Raw genomic sequence first — 19362 nt, 5'->3', positions numbered from 1 at the left:
CCGTCAGGCCGGGGTGGCCGCGCGGGAGCGCAGCCGCGCGAGGATCTCGGCGACGTCCGGGCGGCAGCCGCCACAGCCGGTCGACGCGCGCGTGTGCTCGGCGACCTGGTCGACGCTCGTGAGCCCGCGGTCGCGGATCGCGTGCTCGATCTCGCCGTGCGTGACGCCCTGGCACGAGCAGACGTTCATCGCCGGGTCGACGGCGCCGGCCAGCGCGGCGTCCGCGTTCGCCGACGCGGCGGGGCCGTCCAGCAGCGACGCGGGCACCTCGCCGCGGTCGCGCAGCAGCTCGCGCAGCGCCCGCGCGTCGCGCAGGTCGCCGAGGAGGATCGCGCCCTCGAGCCGGCCGTCGCGCAGCAGCAGACGGCGGTAGCGGCCCTGGCGGGTGTCGAGCGCGAGGACCTCTTCGTCCCCGTCCTCCTCGAGCACCCGGCCACAGCAGAACAGCTCGATCCCCGCGACCTTCAGGGTCGTGGCGGGGAGTGCGCCCTGGAAGGCGGCGGGCTGCCCGGCGAGCGACGCGCCGGCCGCCCGCGCCTGGTCCAGCAGCGGCGCCCACAGGCCGTACACGTGCCCGCGGTGCTCGGCGCACTCCCCGACCGCCCGGACGCCGGGGGCGCTCGTGCGCAGCTCGTCGTCGACCAGCACGCCCCGGTCGAGCTCGAGCCCGGCGGTGCGGGCGAGGTCCACGTCGGGTCGGATGCCCGCGGCGATCACGACGAGGTCGGCGGGCAGCTCCTCGCCGCCCTCCAGGGCGACCGCGCGGACGTGGCCGTCCTCGTCGGGGACGATCGCCTGCGTGCGCGCCCCGACCCGCACGGTGATCCGCAGCGCCGCGAGCGCCCGGGTGAGCAGCGAGGCGGCGGGGCCGTCGAGCTGCTGCTCCATCAGCCGGTCGGCGAGGTGCACGACGGTGACCCGCAGGCCGCGCTCGGTCAGCGCCCGCGCGGCCTCGAGACCGAGCAGGCCACCGCCGATGACGACCGCGCGGCGGACCTCGGGGCGCGCGGCCCGCTCGAGGATCGCGCCCGCGTCGGCGGTGGTGCGGAACACGTGCACGCCGCCGGAGTCCGCGCCGCGGACCGGGGGGACGAACGGTCGCGAGCCGGTCGCCAGCACGAGGTCGTCGTACGGGACGGTGTCGCCGTCGGCGAGCTCGACGACCCGGGCGGCGGTGTCGACGTGCCGGGCGGGCACGCCGAGCCGCAGCGTCACACCGCGCGCGGCCAGCCAGTCGGGGTGCCGCAGCGCGAGCTCGTGCTCCCCGACCCCGCCCGCGAGGTAGGTGGACAGCAGCACGCGGTTGTAGGGGGCGACGGACTCGGCCCCGATGATCGTGACGTCGAAGCCGGGCGCGCCCGCGGGCACGTTGGCGAGCGCCGCCTCCACGGTCGCCATGCCCGCCATGCCTCCACCGACGACGACGAGCCGCCGCGGGCGCGCGCCGGGATCGTCGGCGGACGCGGCAGCGGCCGTGCGGTCGGCGCCGAGCGGCTCGATCCGCACCGCGCTCGCCTTCAGCTCGGCCTGCTTGGAGACCGGGTCGATCGCGCGGGCGACGACGCCGTTGAGCGCCCCGGCCCCGGGGGGCAGGTGCAGCGCCCCCCAGTGGAACGGGGCGAACGCGACGCCGGGGAGGACGGTGTCCGTGACGCGGGCGCGCATGGTCGCACGGCCGCGCGGCGAGCGGACGAGCACGAGCTCGCCGTCGGCGACCCCGGCGGTGGCGGCGTCGTCGGGGTGCAGCTCCACGAACGGCTCGGGCTCCGCGGCCAGCAGGTCCTTCGCCTTGCCGGTGCGCGTCATCGTGTGCCACTGGTGGGCGACCCGGCCGGTCGTCAGCACGAGCGGGTGCTCGGGACCCGGCCGGTCGGCGGGCTCGGCGTGCGGGGTCGGCGCGAGGCGCGCGCGGCCGGTCGGGGTGGGGAAGCGCCGGCCGGTGTAGAGGCGCTCGGTCCCGGCGTGGTCCTCGCCGTCGACGCCGCGCGCGGGCACCGGCCACTGCAGCGGTCCCTCGCGGCGCAGTCGCTCGTGCGAGAGGCCGGTCTGGTCGCACAGCCGTCCCGCGGTCGCGGTGACGTACTCCGCGTGCACGTCGGCCGCGGTGCGCCAGCCGAACGCGTCGGGATGCCCGAGCGCCCGCCCGACGCGCGCGAAGATCTCCCAGTCGGGGAGCGCGTCCCCGGGCGGGTCGACGAGCTTGCGCACGAGCGAGACGCGCCGCTCGCTGTTGGTCTGGGTGCCGTCCTTCTCCCCCCACTGCGCGGCCGGGAGGACCACGTGGGCGAGCGCCCCGGTCTCGGTCGGGTGGTAGGCGTCCTGGACGACGACGAGCTCCGCGCGGCGCAGGGCGGCCGCGAAGCGCGCCGCGTCGGGCTGCGAGACGGCGGGGTTCGTCGCGATGATCCAGACGATCTTGACGCGGTCGTCCTCGAGCGCCTCGACGAGCTCGGTCGCGGGGATGCCGGGCGCGGGCGAGATGCCGGGAAGGTCGGCCGGCAGGTCCCACAGCCGTCGCATCTCGGCGCGGTGCTCGGGGTCGGTCACCAGCCGGTAGCCGGGGAGCAGGTGCGCGAGCCCGCCGGACTCGCGCCCACCCATCGCGTTGGGCTGGCCGGTCAGCGAGAACGGTCCCGTGCCGGGCCGGCCGATGTTCCCGGTCGCGAGGCAGAGGTTGATCAGCGCGCGGTTCTTCAGCGTGCCGACGGTCGACTGGTTGGCGCCCATCGACCACAGCGCCATCGCGCGGCGGGCCCCGCCGAACATGCGCGCGGCGCGCACGATCTCCTCGGCGTCCAGGCCGCAGACCTCGGCCGCCCGGCCGGGGGTCCACTCGCGCGCGGCGGCGAGCGCCTCCTCGGCCCCCTCGGTGTGCCGGCTGAGGAACGCCTCGTCGAGCAGGCCCTCGCCCTCGAGGACGTGCAGCATCGCGCTGAGCAGCGGCAGGTCCGCCCCGGGACGCACCGCGAGGTGCAGGTCGGCCTGCTGCGCGGTCGGGGTGGCGCGCGGGTCGATCACCGTGACGGTCGCGCCCTCCTGGCGGCGGCGACGGATGCGCGACCACACGATCGGGTGGCAGGCGGAGGTGTTGGAGCCGAGCACGAGCACGTGGTCGGCCTGGTCGAGGTCGGCGTAGGACGCGGGCGGCCCGTCGGAGCCGAGCGCCCCGGTGTAGCCGGCGACCGCGCTGGACATGCACAGCCGCGAGTTCGAGTCGACGTTGTTGGTGCCGAGGAACCCCTTGGCGAGCTTCGAGGCCGCGTAGTAGTCCTCGGTCAGCATCTGACCGGAGAGGTAGAGCGCGATCGCGTCGGGGCCGTGACGGCGGGTGACGTCCTGCAGCCGGCGGGCGAGCTCCCCGGCGGTCTGCCGCCAGGTCCGCGGTCGCCAGCGCGCGTCGAGGGCGTCCCGCCAGAGCGGGGTGGTGGCGCGGTCGGCGGCGGTGAGGGCGTCCGGGAGCCGCAGCGGCTTGCGGCACGTCGCGCCGCGGTTGACCGGGTGCAGCGGGTCGCCCTTGACCGCCTGCACGCGGCCGCCGGCGACCTCGGCGACGAGGCCGCAGCCGGTGCCGCAGTACGGGCAGGCGGTCCGCACCTCGCGGGTGCGGGTCGCGGGGGGCGGGGCCGGGAGGCTCACGCGGCGACCCGGGCGGCGACGGCGAGCCGCACCCACAGGCCGCCGTCCCGCTCCTCGACCTCGTGCACGGCGACGCGGTCCTCCCCGCCGACCTGCGCGCCGCTGCGCAGGTCGAAGCGGCGCTGGTGCAGCGGGCAGGTCACGCAGCTGTCGGCGACGATGCCGTCCTGCAGCGGGCCGCCGCGGTGGGGGCACGCGGCGTCGGTGGCCGCCCAGCCGTCGGGCAGGCGGAAGATCGCGATGCGGCGGCCGTCCAGCTCGACGCTGCGGCCCTCCAGCAGCGGCACGTCGGTGACGTCGGCGATGCGGGTCCAGGTGCTCATCGGGCCGCCTCCGCGAGCGCGACGAGGTCGAGGCCCTCGGGATCGCTGTCGAGCTCGGAGAACTGCTTGGGGTGGACGGGCGCGTAGCGCTCCTGCCACGGGTCGGGGTCGCAGGCGGCCTTCGCGATCGCGAACCGCTCGAGCAGCGCGGTCTGCTGCTCGGGGTCCAGCACGACCGCCTGGACCGCCTCGAGCCCGACGCGCTCCTGGAAGCCGTAGGTGCGCTCGAGGTGCTCGCCGTGCTCGCGGTAGTGCTGCAGGTAGGCGAGCGCGACCCGCTGGGCCTCCTCGGCGGAGTCGACGGTCGTGAGGAGGTCGCCCTTGCGGATCGACGCGCCGGCGGCGCCGCCGACGTAGATCTCCCACTGCGGGGCGGCGGCGTCCCCGATCGCGACGAGGCCGATGTCCTTCACGTACGCCTCGGAGCAGTTGCGCGGGCAGCCGGTCACGGCGGCCTTCACCTTGTGCGGCGTGTGCAGGCCCTCCATCGCGCGTTCGAGGTCGATGCCGACCGTGATCGCGTCGCCGAGGCCGAAGCGGCAGAACTGCGTGCCGACGCAGGTCTTGACGGTGCGGACCGCCTTCGCGTAGGCGTAGCCGGAGGTCATCCCCAGGTCCTCCCACACGGCGGGCAGCTGCTCCTTCTTGACGCCGAGGAGGTCGATGCGCTGGCCGCCGGTGATCTTGATCATCGGCAGCTCGTACTTGTCCGCGACGTCGGCGAAGCGGCGCAGCTCGTCGCTGGTGACGACGCCGCCACGGATGCGCGGGACGACGCTGAAGGTGCCGTCGTTCTGGATGTTCGCGTGCACGCGGTCGTTGATGAACTTCGCGTGGCGCTCCTGGCGGAACTTCACCTTCTGGCGCTCCTCGACGAGGTAGCTCAGGCCGGGCTTGCAGGCGCCGCAGTCGCGGCCGGCCCCGCACGCGGCGGAGATCTCGCTGACCGAGCAGAGGTCCTCGGTGCGGACGAGCTCGCCGACGGCCTCGCGGGTGAGCTTGCGGCACGGGCACAGGTAGGTGGGCTCCTCGGCGGCGCCTGCGCGCTCGATCTGCAGCAGCTCGCTGACGACCGGCTTGCAGGAGCCGCAGCCCGCGCCCGCCCGGGTGACGTTGACGACCTCCTGCGTGGAGCCGAGCCCGCCGCTGCGGATGGCGGCGACGATCTCGCCCTTGCAGATCCCGTTGCAGTTGCAGACCTGCGCGCTGTCGGGCAGCTCGGCGGCGGTGGCCTGGGACGCCTCGGCCAGCAGCGCCAGCGGGTCGTCGGTGGTGCGACCGGTCCGCACCGCGTCCATCAGCAGCTCGGCGCCGCGGGCGTCGCCGAGCAGGACCGCGCCCAGGACGACCCCGTCGGGATCGCAGACGAGCTTGCGGTAGGTGCCCGCGGCCGCGTCGGCGACCACGACCTCCCGCTCGCCCTCGGGGGCGCCGGCCGTCACGAGGTCGACGCCCATCACCTTGAGCTTCGCGGTCGGGATCGAGCCCGTGTACGCGGGCGCGTCGGGACGCCCGACGAGCGTGTCGGCCGCGACCTGCGCCTGGTCGTGGATCGGGGCGACGATCCCGTGCACGACGCCGCGGTGCTGCGCGCACTCACCGACGGCGAGGACGTTCGGGTGCGAGGTCACGAGCCGGTCGTCGACGACGATCCCGCGCTCGACCGTGAGGCCGGTGTCCCGGGCGAGGGCGACCTGCGGGCGGATGCCCACCGCCACGACAACGAGGTCGCAGTCCAGCGTCGTGCCGTCGGCGAACCGCAGTCCGGCGGCGCGCCCGTCGCCGTGGGTGAGGATCTCGCGGGTGGCGTGCTCGAGCCGCACCTCGACGCCGAGCGCCTCGATCGCGGGCGCGAGCAGCGCGGCCGCGGGCGCGTCGAGCTGGCGTTCCATCAGCCGGTCGACGAGGTGGACGAGCGTGACCGGGGTGCCGCCGCGGGCGAGCGCGTGGGCGGCCTCGAGGCCCAGCAGCCCGCCGCCGATGACCGCCGCGTGCCGGGCGGACCGCGCGGCGCCCAGGATGGCCGCGCAGTCCGCCGGGTCGCGGAAGACCTCGACGCCGGTGGCGGCCGAGCCCTCCATGGGGGGCACGAGCGCGTCGCTGCCGGTGCAGAGCACGACGCGGTCGTAGTGCAGGACGGTGCCGGTGGACAGGGTCGCCGTGCCGGCGTCGGGGGACAGCGCGGTGACGCGCGCCCCGGTGATCGCGGTGATCCCCGCGTCCTCGTACCAGGCGTCGGGGCGCAGCCGCAGGGCCTGCACGGAGCCGGTCTCCTCGAGCAGGTCGCCGAGCCGGACGCGGTCGTAGGGGAGGTGGTCCTCGGCGCAGACGAGCGTCACGGGGACGTCGGTGTCGCGGGCGCGGACCGCCTCGCAGACGGCCTGGCCGGCGATGCCGCCGCCGATGACGAGGATGCCGTGGGTGGAGAACATGTCAGGGGGTCCCTTCGGTCACGTCCGCCACGCTAGGACCGGGTCGTCGGGGCCTCTACGGCCCCCGGGTCGAGCGCGGCGGGGAAGTTCACACCGCCCGGTCCAATCCGAACCGGGCGGTCAGGAAACGGTGGAGGCGGGGCGCCTACACCCCGGCGGAGGCGAAGCTCGGCACGCGGCTGGTGTCCGAGGTCCGCCGCAGGTACACGGCCCAGGTGAGGGCGGCGAGGACGACGTAGGCGCCGAGGAACACCCACAGGGCGGGGATCGACCAGTCGGCGTTCGCGGCGGCGACCGCGACCTTCTCGGCGGGGTCCTTCGCCGCCTTGACCGCGGCGGCGACGTCGAGCGACGCCTGCCGGAACGCGACCTGGATGAGGAAGCCGCCGAAGGCGCCGATCGCCCCGGCGATGCCGATCACCGCGGCGGCGCGGCGCTTGTAGTCGACCGCGTCGCCGCCGTTGCGCCGCCCGAGCTCCGCGAAGATCGACGGGATCATGCGGTAGGTCGAGCCGTTGCCCATGCCGGCCAGGACGAAGATCGCCATGTACGCGGCGAAGAACACGCCGAAGCTGCGCTCCTGGACGCCGACCATGGCGAGCCCGGTGAAGACGCCCATCCCGAGGAAGCAGGCGAGCGTCACGCGCGCCCCGCCCATGCGGTCGCTGAGCCAGCCGCCGAACGGCCGCGAGACCGAGCCGAGCAGCGCGCCGACGAAGCCGAGCCCGGCGAGGTACGTGGCGATGAACTGGTGCTGGGCGAGGAACTCCGGGAACGTGTTCTTGATCACCAGCGGCAGCGCGAACGAGTAGCCGATGAACGAGCCGAAGGTGCCGATGTAGAGGACCGACATGATCCAGGTCTGGCCGTGGCCGAGGGCCTTCACGTAGGAGGACGTGTCCGCCTTGGCCTGCGTGAGCGAGTCCATGGCGAGCCAGGCACCGATCGCCGCGAGGACGATGAACGGCATCCACATCAAGCCCGCGTAGGCGAGGTGCACCTCGTGCTGCGGGAGCTTCACGGCGGCGGCGGGGACGCCGATGATGAGGACCAGCGGGACGAGCAGCTGGGCGATCGCCACGCCGAGGTTGCCGCCGGCCGCGTTGAGGCCGAGCGCCAGGCCCTTCTTGCCCTCGGGGTAGAAGAACGAGATGTTCGCCATCGAGGAGGAGAAGTTGCCGCCACCGAAGCCGGCCGTCGCAGCGCAGGCGAGCAGCACCCAGAACTGGGTGTCGTGGGACTGCTCGAGCAGCCAGCCGCTGGGGACGAGGAACGCGAGCAGCAGCGTCGGGATCAGCAGCAGCGAGGCGCTGATCCCGGTCCACAGGCGACCGCCGAAGCGGGGGACGGCGAACGTGTAGGGGATCCGCAGGAACGAGCCGACGAGGTTCGGGACGGCGGTGAGCCAGAACAGCTCCGAGATCGACATCGTGATCCCGGCGTTGCCGAGGTTCAGGACGATGATGGTCCAGAGGACCCAGACGCTGAACCCGATGTTCTCGGCGAAGATCGAGAGGATCAGGTTCTTCCGGGCGATCCGCTTGCCGGTGGTCTCCCAGAAGTGCTCGTCCTCGGGCTCCCAGTGGTCGATCCAGCGGCCGCGCGCGCCGCTCGGAGCGAAGGTTCTCTGGGCCTTTGGTGCGCCGGCCCGATCGATGGTGGTGCTCATGGGAGACCACGTTGGAGCGCCGCCGGTCGACCCTCCATCGACCGTCGGTCGAAGGATGCCCGGGCAGCTCGCACCGCGCGGTCGAAGATGAACCAGGTGGTTCGGGAACACCATGTGCGCATGGCCCGTCCCCGCGCCCGTCTCGACCTCGCCGTCCTCGCCGACGCGTTCGCGGCCGACGGGCTGCACGGGATCTCCGCGGCGGAGCTCGCGCAGCGTCTCGGGGTCGCGAAGCCCACGCTGTACGTGCACGGGACCTCGAAGGATTCGCTGTTCCTGCTGGCCGTCGAGGCGGAGGTCGAGCGGGTGGTCGACCGCCTGCACGGGGCCGAGCGGGCCGCCGCGGGACGGACCGCGCGCGACCGGGCGACCGCCGCGGTCCGCGCGCTGCTGGACCACGCGGCCGCCCGTCCGGCGGGCGCCCGGCTGCTGCACCGCACCGCGCACCACGAGTCCTCGACGGTCGCCGATGACGTGCGCGCCGCCGTCCGCCGGGTGCCGGACCGGATGGCCGAGACGCTGCGCCGGGACCTCTCGGCGGACGGCCTGGACCCGGCGCTCGCGCCGTTCCTCGCCCGCGCGCTGCACGCGGGCGCCCACGCGCTCGCCGAGGTGCGGCCGGGGGAGCGGCGGCCGGCGCGCGCGGTGCTCGCCGCGACGCTCGCGGAGATCGTGCCGCTGCCGCAGGCGCCCGGACCGGAGGACTGGCCGACCGCGTGAGCCGCGGCCGCTCCGTCAGTCCTGGCCGAGCACGAGCCGGGTGAGCGCGACGCGGTTGCGGGCCCCGGTGGTCTTCAGCGCGGTGGCGACGTGCCGGTTGACCGTGCGCACGGCGATCCCGAGCGCGTCGGCGATCTCGGCGTCGCGCATGCCCTTGGCCACGAGCGCCACGACCTCGGCGACGCGCGGCGAGAGGCCGAGCGCGGCGAGGTCGACCACGGTCGGGGCGGCGGCCGTGGCCGCGGGCGCGGTGGCGGGCGCCGGGGCGGGGGCGCCGGTCCAGCCGTCGGCGCGCGCGATCCGGGCCAGGCGCGCGAGGCCGTGCCGGTCGGCGATCGCGGCGGCCTCCTCGCGCGTCGCGGTGGCCGCGGCGCCCTGCTCGGTGCGGGCGTGCACGAGCAGCGCGAGCGTCCGCACGGCCGGCGACTCGGCGCCACCGAGGGCGAGCAGCGTGTCGCTGACGAGCCGGCGGGCCTGGGGGGCGTCGCCCTCGGCGACGCGGGCGCGCGCGACGAGCAGGCGCCAGGGGCCGCCGGCCGGGTGGGTGTCGAGCACGCGGGCCAGACGGTCGCCGGCGGTGCGGCCGAGGTCGGCGGCGGCGGTGGCCTGGCCGGTCGCGAGCGCGACCGTCCCGGCGGCCAGGTCCAGGGCGACGTGCGGGCGGTGATCGGCGCCGGCGGCGTCGGCCGCGGCCCGTCCGAGCTCGATGGCGGCCGTGGCCGCCTCGTGCTCGCCACGGTCGTGCAGGAGGTGGGCACGGACCGCGTGCGCGAGCGCGGCCGCCGTGCCCCCGGCGGCGACCGCCTCGTCGGCGAGCAGCTGCGCGGCACCGGGATCGTCGAGCTCGAGACGGGCCTGGGCGGCGAGCGCGGTCGCCAGCGCCGCGCCGGACGGGTCGCGCCAGCGGGCCGCGAGGCCGCTCGCGGCGTCGGCGGCCGCGGCGGGACGCCCGAGCCGCAGCAGCGCCCGGACCCGGGCGAGCTCGTCCAGCGGCTCGCCCGCGGCGCCCGGGCTGCTGGCGACGTCGGCGACCAGCGGTTCGTGGGCGGGGTCGAGCACCCCGACGGTGAGCGCGGCGAGCCGCCATGCGGCCAGTCCCTCGGCGGTCCCGCGTAGCTCGCGGGCGCGGAGCACCGTCGCGCAGCGCAGGCGGGCGCGGACGAGCGCGATGTCGTCGAGCTGGGCCATGCGCAGGAGCTGCAGGACCTGCGGGGCCGCGCCGGCCACGGTCACGCCGCGGACCGCGAGCTCCCGGTCGAGCCAGGCGGCGCTGCCCTCGGCCTCGTCGTCGACGAGGCCGTCGGGGTCGTCCTCGGTGAGCAGGTCGAAGAGGCGCCCGGTCACGAGCGCCTGCTGCTCGGGCCCGAACAGCGGGTCGATGCGGCCGCGCAGCGTCATCCCGTCGGTGAGGTAGCCCATCAGCACGTTGAGCTCGTCGCTCGTCATGCCGCCGCGCGGCCGCCGCCGACCGGCGAGGAGCATCGCGGTGGTCGCGGGCGCGTAGGCGTTGAGGATGCCGTCGTAGGTCTCGCGCAGGGCGCGCGCGATCGACCCGTCGGCGTCCGCGACCGACATCGCCGCCCACCAGACGCGCTCGCGCGCGATGAGGACGGCGTGGCCGTCCGCGCCAGGGTTGAACGAGTTGGCCTGCTCGACGGTCTGCTCGTCGAAGGAGGCGTGGCCCAGGACGGCGGAGGCGATCTCGATGTAGCCGCGCGCGACCTCGTCCGCGCGCTGGGCGGCGTCCTCGCGCACCGATTCGAGGATCGCGATGCAGCGGGCGCGATCGGACGGGGTGCCGTCCTCGTCGGCCAGCAGGAGCGAGAGCGGGTCCCGCTCGGTGATCGCGTCCATCCAGTCCGTCAGGTCCACGGTGATCCCCATGCGCCCACTCTAGGGCGCGTGGTGGGTGGAACTACCCACCTCGACTGGAGTCGGCGCGCCCGCCGCTCTACCGTCCCGGCCGTCAGGTGGGCGGAGCCGCTGCTCCGTGGGGACCCGACGACAGGACGGTCGCACGTGTCCGGCGCCACACGGTGGGGCGCCGGCGTGCCCGTCCGCCTCCACGGACGGACCAGCCGCGTGGCGCATCCCTGCGCGCCCGCGGGCCGGGAGCGTTCCCCCCACGCCCCGGCACCCAGCGCCGGGGCTGCGGAGCGGGCCGTCCCGCGCCTCAGCCCCGGCCGCGCTTGGCGCGGTACATGCGCTCGTCGGCGCGGGCGAGCGCGGCGACGAGCCCGCCGTCACCGGTGGGGCGGGTGGCGCAGCCGATAGACGCGGTGACGCCGGCGATCGCGAGCCGGTCGCGCATGCGGGTCGCCAGCCGCGAGGCCTCGCCGCCGGGGCACTCCGGCAGCAGGACGCCGAACTCGTCGCCGCCGAGCCGCGCGACGACGTCGTGCGCGCGGACCGCGGTGCGCATCGCGGTGGCGGCGCGGCGCAGCAGGTCGTCGCCCGCGGCGTGGCCCTCGGCGTCGTTGATCTCCTTGAGGCCGTCGACGTCGACCGAGAGCACGGCGGCGGGGTGCCCGTAGCGGACGCAGCGCGCCTCCTCCTCGCGGAGCGCGATGTCCCAGCCGCGGCGGTTGAGCAGGCCGGTGAGCGCGTCGTGGGTCGCCTCGTCCTCGGCGACCTGGGCGCGGCGCGCCTCGCGCTGGGCCTCCAGCTCGCGGGCGAGGATCGTGGAGAGCAGCCGCGCGTACATGCGCACGGCGGGCAGCTCGTGCGCGAGGTCCTGCTCGGCGGGGTCGGGGTCGATCGCGCAGAGCGTGCCGAACAGCTCGCCGTCGGGGAGCTCGATCGGGACCCCGAGGTAGGAGCCGATGCCGAGCTGCGCGGTGATCGGGGCGGTCGCGTACGCGGGGATCGCGCGGACGTCGGGCGCGGCGGGCGGCCCCTCCCCGGCCATCATCCGCGAGCAGAGGGAGTCGTCCCAGGCGTGCACCGAGCCGGCGGTGACCAGCGGGTGCTCGCCGGTGGTCGTCCGCAGCACGATCCAGTCCTCGCCGAGGGTGCGCGTGACCATCCACAGGCCGAGGCCGAAGCGGTCGCGGAGGTAGTCGAGGACCGCCGCGCAGGCGGCGTCGAAGTCCTCGAACGGCTGGGCGGAGGCCGTTCCTGGCACCCCCAGAGTCTTCCACGCGGCGCGGCGTGGCGCCCTGAGTCGAGCACGCGTCACACATCTGCCATACTCGCACTTAGATTTGCAGCGGCGAGGAGCCGCAGCCCCCTCACGTCACTGAAGGAGCCTGAACATGGGCAAGACCATCGGCATCGACCTCGGCACGACGAACTCGTGCATGGCCGTCCTCGAGGGCGGCGAGCCCACCGTCATCGAGAACTCCGAGGGCGGGCGCACCACCCCGTCCGTCGTCGCGTTCACCCAGGGCGGCGAGCGGCTGGTCGGCACGGTCGCCAAGCGCCAGGCGGTCACGAACCCGACGAACACGATCTTCTCCGTCAAGCGCTTCATGGGCCGCAAGGAGGCCGAGGTCAAGGAGGAGGAGTCGATCGTCCCGTACAAGGTCGTCTCCGGCACCGGTGGTGACGCGCGGATCGAGGCCGACGGCAAGCAGTACTCGCCGCCGGAGATCTCCGCGATGACGCTCGCCAAGCTCAAGGCGGACGCCGAGGCGTACCTGGGGGAGACCGTCGACTCCGCGGTCATCACCGTCCCCGCGTACTTCAACGACGACCAGCGTCAGGCGACCAAGGACGCCGGCAAGATCGCCGGCCTCGACGTCAAGCGGATCATCAACGAGCCGACCGCCGCGTCGCTCGCGTACGGCCTCGACAAGGAGGACGACCAGACGATCCTCGTCTTCGACCTCGGCGGCGGCACCTTCGACGTGTCGGTGCTGGAGATCGGCGACGGCGTCTTCGAGGTCAAGTCGACCGCGGGCGACAACCACCTCGGCGGTGACAACTGGGACAAGGCGATCGTCGACTGGCTCGCCGGCGAGTTCAAGAAGGACCAGGGCATCGACCTGAAGGCCGACCCGATGGCGCTCCAGCGCCTGTACGAGGCCGCCGAGAAGGCGAAGATCGAGCTGAGCTCCGCGCAGGAGTCGCAGATCAACCTGCCGTTCATCACCGCGGACGCCAGCGGCCCGAAGCACCTCGACGTGCGCATCACCCGCGCGAAGTTCAACGAGCTGACCGCCGACCTGCTCGACCGCGTGGTCGCCCCGGTCCGGCAGGCGCTCGACGACGCCAAGGACAAGGGCGCCGCGTCGATCGACCACGTCGTCCTCGTCGGGGGCATGACCCGCATGCCCAGCGTGCAGGAGAAGGTCAAGGAGCTCACCGGCAAGGAGCCGCACCGCGGCGTCAACCCGGACGAGGTCGTGGCCGTCGGCGCCGCCATCCAGGCCGGCGTCCTCTCCGGCGACGTCAAGGACGTCCTGCTGCTCGACGTCACCCCGCTGACGCTCGGCATCGAGACCAAGGGCGGCGTCATGACGAAGCTCATCGAGCGCAACACGACGATCCCGACCCGCAAGTCGGAGGTCTTCTCCACGGCCGAGGACAACCAGCCGTCGGTGGAGATCCACGTCCTGCAGGGCGAGCGCGAGATGGCGACCTACAACAAGTCGCTCGGCAAGTTCCAGCTGACCGGCATCCCGCCGGCGCCGCGCGGCGTGCCGCAGATCGAGGTCGGCTTCGACATCGACGCCAACGGCATCCTGTCGGTGTCCGCGAAGGACCTCGGCACCGGCAAGGAGCAGAAGATCGAGATCAAGGCGGGCGGCGGCCTGTCCGACGACGAGATCAAGCGCATGGTGTCCGACGCCGAGTCCAACGCCGAGGCCGACAAGCAGGCCCGCGAGCTGGCCGAGGCGCGCAACGGCGCCGAGAACGCCGCCTACCAGGCGGAGCGCCAGCTCAAGGACCTCGGCGACCAGGTCGACGAGGCGTCCAAGACCGAGATCGAGGCGGCCATCAAGGACGTCCGCGAGGCGCTCGACGGCTCCGACGCCGCCGCCATCACGGCGAAGGCCGAGGCGCTGCAGGCCGCGTTCCACAAGGTCTCCGAGGCCCTGTACGAGAAGGCCCAGCAGCAGCAGGCGGCCGCGGCGGCCGAGGGCGCGAACGGGGCGTCGGCCGACGCCCCGGCCGACGACGTCGAGGACGTCGTCGACGCCGAGGTCGTGGACGAGGGGCGGTAGTCCCCGATGACCGCTCCCGAGGAGCCCACCACGCCGGACACCCCGACGCCCGAGGCGTCGGGGGCCGGGCCCGCGCCGGACGGCGCCGCGCAGCCCGCGGCGACGACCGACGTGCCCGGCACCGGCTCGGCGCCCCAGCCCGAGCCGGCCGCCGACCCCGCCGCGCCCGGTGAGCCGGTCGCGGCGGAGGCCGAGGCACCCGCCCCGGAGGCCGCGCCCGAGCCCGACTACAAGGACCAGTACCTCCGCGCGGTCGCCGAGACCGACAACGTGCGCAAGCGCGCGCGGCGCGACGTCGAGGTCGCGCACGGTCGCGGCGTCGCCAAGCTCGCGAAGGAGCTGCTCCCGGCGCTCGACAACCTCGAGCGGGCGCTCGCCGCCGCCGAGGCGCAGGAGGGCGACGAGCACCAGCTCACCAGCGGGATCCGCCTGGTCCAGCAGGAGCTGATCGCCGCGCTCGGCCGCGTCGGCATCGTCCAGGACGCCCCCAAGGGCGCCGCGTTCGACCCGCACCGCCACGAGGCCATCGCGCAGATGCCCGCGGAGGGCGTCGCGAGCGGCACGATCACCGAGGTCTACTCCGCCGGCTACCTGCTCGGGGACGACGTCCTGCGGGCCGCGAAGGTCGTCGTCGCGCAGTAGCGCAGGAGCACCACATGGCTCGTCCCGATCTCTACAAGACGCTCGGCGTCGACAAGAAGGCCTCCGCGGAGGAGATCAAGAAGGCGCACCGCAAGCTCGTGCGCCAGCACCACCCGGACCGCAACCCGGGGGACACCGCCGCGGAGGCGAAGTTCAAGGAGGTCCAGGCGGCCTACGACGTCCTCGGCGACCCGGAGAAGCGCAAGCAGTACGACCGCGGCGGCCTGTTCGGCGGCGGGGCCGGGGGCTTCGGCGGCGGCACGGCGGGCGGGGGCGGCGGCTTCGACGCCGGCTCGTTCTCGGACATCTTCAGCAACATCTTCGGCGGTGGGACCGGCCCCGCCGGGGGTGGGGCCGGGACGCGTCGCGGACCGACCGGGCCGCGCCCCGAGCGCGGCGGCGACCTCGAGGCGAGCGTCTCGATCAGCTTCCAGCAGGCGATCGACGGGGCGCAGGTCCCGCTGCAGGTGCCGACCTCGCAGACCTGCGGGACCTGCCGCGGGGCGGGCGCCAAGCCCGGCACGTCGCCGACGATCTGTCCGCGCTGCTCGGGCCGCGGGATCGAGGCGCAGGGCCAGGGCCTGTTCTCGATCTCCCAGCCGTGCCGGCGCTGCGAGGGCACCGGCACGATCGTCGAGCACCCGTGCCCGACGTGCGGGGGCAGCGGCGCGACCCGGACGGTGAAGAAGTACCGGGTCAACATCCCGGCCGGCGTCCAGGACGGCTCGAAGGTCCGGCTGGCGGGCAAGGGCGAGCCCGGCCGCCACGGCGGACCGCCCGGCGACCTGTACGTCCTCACGCGCGTGGACCCGTCCCCGATCTTCCGGCGCAAGGGCGACAACCTCGAGGTCGAGGTGCCGCTGTCGATCCCGGAGGCGGTGCGCGGCGCGGAGGTCGAGGTGCCGACGCTCGACGGCCGCAAGACCCTGCGCGTCCCGGCCGGCACGAAGCACGGCACGGTCCAGCGGCTCCGCGGCGCCGGACCGCCGAAGCTCGGCGCCACCGGCACGCGTGGCGACATCCACTACCGGTTCGTCATCGACGTGCCGACCGAGCTCAGCAAGGAGCAGTCCGAGGCGGTCGAGAGACTGCAGGCCGTGCTCACCGGTGACCCGCGAGCCCAGCTGTTCGAGGCGACGACCTGATGACCGACGACGACCGCCGCCGCACCGTCAGTCGCAGCTCGGTCCGCGTCACCGTCGCGGAGGACCGCGGCGTCTTCATGATCTCGGTCGCCGCGGAGCTCGCCGAGATGCACCCGCAGACGCTGCGGATGTACGAGGCGCGCGGTCTGATCGAGCCGCAGCGCTCGCCGAAGGGCACCCGGCTGTACTCGCACGCCGACGTCGAGCGGCTCCGCAAGATCCAGCACATGACGACCGAGTTCGGCCTCAACCTGGCCGGGGTCGAGAAGGTCATGGAGCTCGAGGACACGCTCGAGCGCAAGCAGACGCAGCTCGAGCAGGCCCGCCGCAAGGTCGACGAGCTCGAGGCGCGCGCCGAGACGCTCACGAAGGAGATCGAGCGCCTCGAGGCCGTCCGCGAGCAGGTCCGCGCGGACATCGTCCGCTACGAGCAGCCGGGCACCGACGTCGTGCGCGCGAAGGACGTCGCGCCGCGCACGACCCGGATCCGCATCGACCGCGGCTGACGCGGCGGCCGCGGGCGATCCGGTCCGTCCGCCACCCGCCCGGCGGGCTACGGCCTCAGGCGGAGGCGCCAGCCTCGTCGCGGATCTCCCCGACGAGCTCCTCCAGCGCGTCCTCGAGGGCGGCGACGCCGAGCACGGTGCCGTCGGCGTCGACGACGCGCGCGAGGTGCGCGGTGCCCCGGCGCATCGACTCGAGCGTCTCGCGCAGGCGGTCGTCCGCCCGGACGGTCGGCATCGACCGGATCCACGACGGTGCGATCGGCCGGTGGCGGTGGCGGTCCTCGAACTCCAGGACGTCCTTGACGTGCAGGTAGCCGGTGAGCGTGCCGTCCGGTCCGGCGACGAGCAGCCGCGAGTACCCCGAGCGGGTCGCGGCCTGCTCGAGCTCGGCGGGCGTCACGTCGGGCGGCACGGTCTCCAGCGCCTCGAGCGGGATCAGGACCGAGCGCGCGCGTCGCTCCTCGAACGTCAGCGCCCCCGTCAGCAGCCGCGTCTCGTCCGCGTCGAGCAGGCCCTCCTTGCGCGACTCCTCGACGAGGCCGGCGACCTCGTCGCGCGTGAACGCGCTCGTCACCTCGTCCTTCGGCTCGACGCCGAACGCCCGCAGGATCGCGTTCGCCGTCCAGTTCATCGCGAAGATCGCGGGCTTCAGCGCGCGCACGACGAGCACGAGCGGCGGGCCGAGCGCGAGCGCGGCGCGGTCGGGGGTGGCGAGTGCGAGGTTCTTCGGGACCATCTCGCCGAGCACGACGTGCAGGTAGCTGACGAGCGTCAGCGCGATCGCGAACGACAGCGCGTACGCGGCGGAGTCCGGGATGCCGAGGTCGCCGAACGGCGCCTCGAGCGCGTAGCTGATCGCGGGCTTGGCGACGAAGCCGAGGCCCAGCGAGCAGATCGTGATGCCGAGCTGCGCGGCGGCGAGCATCATCGACACGTTCTCCATCGCGCCGAGCGTGATGCGGGCGGCGCGCGAGCCCTCCTCGGCACGCGGCTCGATCGAGGTGCGGCGGGCGCTGATGATCGCGAACTCGGCGCCGACGAAGAACGCGTTGGCGGCCAGCAGCAGGAGGGAGACGCCGAGCGCGGCGAGCGGGCTCATCGCTCCCCCTCCCCGGGCTCGGCGTCGTCGCCCGCGACGACCGCCGGCTCGGCCTGCAGGCGGACGCGGTCGATCCGCAGACCGTCCATCGCGAGGACCGTGAGCGTCACGTGCTGCGGGGCGCCGTCGGCGTCGGCGCCATCGAGCTCGATCGCGTCGCCGACCTGCGGCATCCGTCCGAGGTGCAGGGCGATCAGGCCGCCGACCGTCTCGACCTCGGGGTCGTCGGGGATCGCGATCCCGATCTCCTCCTCGATCTCGTCCTCGCGCAGCAGCGCGGAGATGGTCCAGCCACCGGCCGGGTGATGGCGGACCGTCTCCTCGCGGCCGTCGTGCTCGTCGCGCACGTCGCCGACGATCTCCTCGATCAGGTCCTCGAGCGTCACGATGCCGTCGACGTTGCCCCACTCGTCGACGACGACCGCGAGCTGCAGGCCGCCCTCGCGCAGCAGCGTCAGCAGCGGGTCGAGCTCGATCGTCGAGGGGACGAGCACCGGGTCGACCATGATCGAGCGGACCGTGACGTCCTCGCGGTCCTCGTGCGGCACGGCCATGACGTGCTTGACGTGGACGATCCCGCAGACGTCGCCGCGGTCGCCCTCGACCACGGGGAAGCGCGACCGACCGGTCGCGCGCGCGAGCCGGAAGACCTCGATCGCCGGGCTGTCGGCGCCGACCACGTGGACCTTCACCCGCGGGGTCATGACGTCGATCGCGCGGTGCTCGCCGAACGCGATCGAGCGCGTCAGCAGCTCGGCCGTCGTGTCCCCGAGCGTGCCCTGCTCGGCGGACCGGCGGGCCAGCGACGCGAGCTCCTCGGGGCTGCGCGCGGACGCGAGCTCCTCCTGCGGCTCGACGCCCAGGCGGTGCAGCAGCCGGTTGGCGTTGTCGTTGCACAGCCGGATGACCGGCCCGGCGACGACCGTGAAGGTGCGCTGGAACCGCTGGACGGCCCGCGCGGTCTCCAGCGGCCGGGCGATCGCGAGGTTCTTCGGCACGAGCTCGCCGAACACCATCGTCACGCCGGTCGCGAGCACGAGCGCGATGACGAGGCTCGTGGCGTCCGCCGCGTCGCCGGTGACGCCGACGTCCTCGAGCGGCCCGTGGACGAGATCGGCGATCGCGGGCTCCGCGAGGAAGCCGATCAGCAGGTTCGTCAGGGTGATACCGACCTGAGCGGCGGACAGCTGCGTCGAGAGCGACCGCAGCGCGTCGAGGACGCCGTCGGCGGCCGCGTCACCCTCCTCGGCACGGCGCTCGACCGTGGGACGGTCGACGGTGACGAGCGAGAACTCCGAGGCGACGAACAGGCCGCACGCGAAGACCAGCCCCAGCGAGATCAGGATGAGGAGCAGTTCGATCACCGCGCGCCCCCCTGTCTGCTCACGGGAAGGGGGCGCGGGGCGCTACAGCCTGGGTCGTCGGGCATCGGTGCCCCGAAAGGGTAGGACATCGGCGGCCCGGGGCGGGCCGCGCGGCGCTCAGCGCTGGCGATCCATGCCGCGCCGCGCCACCGCGGACGCGTACCGCGGGCCGACGACGGCCACGCGCGAGCGGCGGGCGCCATGGGACTGCGAGAGCGAGCGCTCACCGTAGGGTCGGCGACGCAGGGGCTCGCGCAGCAGCATGACGCGGCGCATCAGACGTTCCCCTTGGTGAAGCCGTCCTCGCCGACGGCCTCCTCGGCCGCCCGGCGGGCCGGCGTGCCGGGACGCAGGTCGTGCGGGTTGATCGTGTCGTGCACCTCGGGCGTGTCCCCGGCGGGGGTCTCGTCGTCCGGGGTGAAGGGGCCCAGCGGCTCCTTGGACGCGCCGTCGTGCGGGCTCGACTCGTCGCGGGCCTCGGGGTTGATCTCGCGCTCTAGCGACATGGGCCCGGTCGTACCCGCCGGCCGGGGGCCGGAAACCGGGCCCGCCCAGCCGATGCGGACCCGGCGTGTCGACGCGCGTCGGTTGCCCGCGGCGTCGGCGAGGGGGAGGCCGAGGAGCAGGACCGGCGTCGCGATCGCGGGGCGGACGGCAG

General features: G+C 74.7%; 14 protein-coding genes. 5 read left to right on the top strand and 9 right to left on the bottom strand.

Annotated features, from left to right (window positions below):
- Positions 1-3: 3 nt before the first annotated feature.
- The 4 genes from C7Y72_RS04500 to C7Y72_RS04485 all read right to left on the bottom strand — a co-directional run bounded on the left by C7Y72_RS04500 (position 4) and on the right by C7Y72_RS04485 (position 8060).
- Complete coding sequence (locus C7Y72_RS04500; protein ID WP_158276642.1) at positions 4-3636, bottom strand: nitrate reductase; 3633 nt, start codon at positions 3634-3636, stop codon at positions 4-6.
- Positions 3633-3959 carry a nitrite reductase small subunit NirD gene (gene nirD / locus C7Y72_RS04495; protein WP_107567395.1) on the bottom strand — a complete coding sequence of 109 codons (327 nt, stop codon included), beginning with the start codon at positions 3957-3959 and terminating at the stop codon, positions 3633-3635. Before nirD ends, C7Y72_RS04500 begins: the two co-directional genes overlap by 4 nt.
- The gene (gene nirB / locus C7Y72_RS04490; RefSeq protein ID WP_107567394.1) at positions 3956-6391 is read right to left on the bottom strand and encodes a nitrite reductase large subunit NirB; all 2436 of its coding nucleotides are present in this window, start codon (positions 6389-6391) and stop codon (positions 3956-3958) included. Before nirB ends, nirD begins: the two co-directional genes overlap by 4 nt.
- Before the next feature lie 145 nt (positions 6392-6536).
- Positions 6537-8060, bottom strand: a complete 1524-nt coding sequence (locus C7Y72_RS04485; protein ID WP_107567393.1) for an MFS transporter — start codon at positions 8058-8060, stop codon at positions 6537-6539.
- 120 nt (positions 8061-8180) lie between these two features.
- Between C7Y72_RS04485 and C7Y72_RS04480 the strand changes: the two genes are divergently transcribed.
- Positions 8181-8780 (top strand): TetR/AcrR family transcriptional regulator, encoded by a 600-nt coding sequence (locus tag C7Y72_RS04480; RefSeq protein WP_158276641.1) that lies wholly within the window; start codon positions 8181-8183, stop codon positions 8778-8780.
- Positions 8781-8795: 15 nt separating this feature from the next.
- Here the strand turns inward: C7Y72_RS04480 and C7Y72_RS04475 are convergent, their stop codons facing one another.
- Positions 8796-10664 carry a helix-turn-helix domain-containing protein gene (locus C7Y72_RS04475; protein WP_107567391.1) on the bottom strand — a complete coding sequence of 623 codons (1869 nt, stop codon included), beginning with the start codon at positions 10662-10664 and terminating at the stop codon, positions 8796-8798.
- A 289-nt stretch (positions 10665-10953) separates the two neighbouring features.
- A complete protein-coding gene (locus tag C7Y72_RS04470; protein ID WP_199223852.1) occupies positions 10954-11904 on the bottom strand; it encodes a sensor domain-containing diguanylate cyclase in 951 nt (316 codons plus the stop codon).
- A 130-nt stretch (positions 11905-12034) separates the two neighbouring features.
- On the opposite strand from C7Y72_RS04470, the gene dnaK reads away from it, so the two are divergent.
- Genes dnaK through C7Y72_RS04450 form a run of 4 tightly spaced genes read left to right on the top strand, consistent with a single transcriptional unit; the run spans position 12035 to position 16241 of the window.
- The gene (gene dnaK, locus C7Y72_RS04465; RefSeq protein WP_107567390.1) at positions 12035-13948 is read left to right on the top strand and encodes a molecular chaperone DnaK; all 1914 of its coding nucleotides are present in this window, start codon (positions 12035-12037) and stop codon (positions 13946-13948) included.
- 6 nt (positions 13949-13954) lie between these two features.
- Complete coding sequence (locus tag C7Y72_RS04460) at positions 13955-14590, top strand: nucleotide exchange factor GrpE (protein WP_107567389.1); 636 nt, start codon at positions 13955-13957, stop codon at positions 14588-14590.
- Positions 14591-14604: 14 nt separating this feature from the next.
- A complete protein-coding gene (dnaJ, locus tag C7Y72_RS04455; protein ID WP_107567388.1) occupies positions 14605-15735 on the top strand; it encodes a molecular chaperone DnaJ in 1131 nt (376 codons plus the stop codon).
- A complete protein-coding gene (locus C7Y72_RS04450; protein WP_107567387.1) occupies positions 15735-16241 on the top strand; it encodes a heat shock protein transcriptional repressor HspR in 507 nt (168 codons plus the stop codon). Before dnaJ ends, C7Y72_RS04450 begins: the two co-directional genes overlap by 1 nt.
- A gap of 55 nt (positions 16242-16296) precedes the next feature.
- On the opposite strand, the gene C7Y72_RS04445 is transcribed toward C7Y72_RS04450, so the two are convergent.
- The 3 genes from C7Y72_RS04445 to C7Y72_RS22700 form a co-directional block, all read right to left on the bottom strand.
- A complete protein-coding gene (locus tag C7Y72_RS04445; RefSeq protein ID WP_107567386.1) occupies positions 16297-17340 on the bottom strand; it encodes a hemolysin family protein in 1044 nt (347 codons plus the stop codon).
- A complete protein-coding gene (locus tag C7Y72_RS04440; RefSeq protein WP_107567385.1) occupies positions 17337-18704 on the bottom strand; it encodes a hemolysin family protein in 1368 nt (455 codons plus the stop codon). The genes C7Y72_RS04445 and C7Y72_RS04440 overlap by 4 nt, the downstream gene beginning before the upstream one ends.
- A gap of 275 nt (positions 18705-18979) precedes the next feature.
- On the bottom strand, positions 18980-19210 hold the full coding sequence (locus tag C7Y72_RS22700) for a hypothetical protein (RefSeq protein WP_146175255.1): 231 nt from the start codon (positions 19208-19210) through the stop codon (positions 18980-18982).
- Positions 19211-19362: the final 152 nt, after the last annotated feature.

Source organism: Paraconexibacter algicola (genome assembly GCF_003044185.1).
Classification (GTDB): domain Bacteria; phylum Actinomycetota; class Thermoleophilia; order Solirubrobacterales; family Solirubrobacteraceae; genus Paraconexibacter; species Paraconexibacter algicola.
The sequence above is the reverse complement of the archived record's forward strand: the minus strand, read 5'-3'. Positions and strand labels throughout refer to the sequence as shown.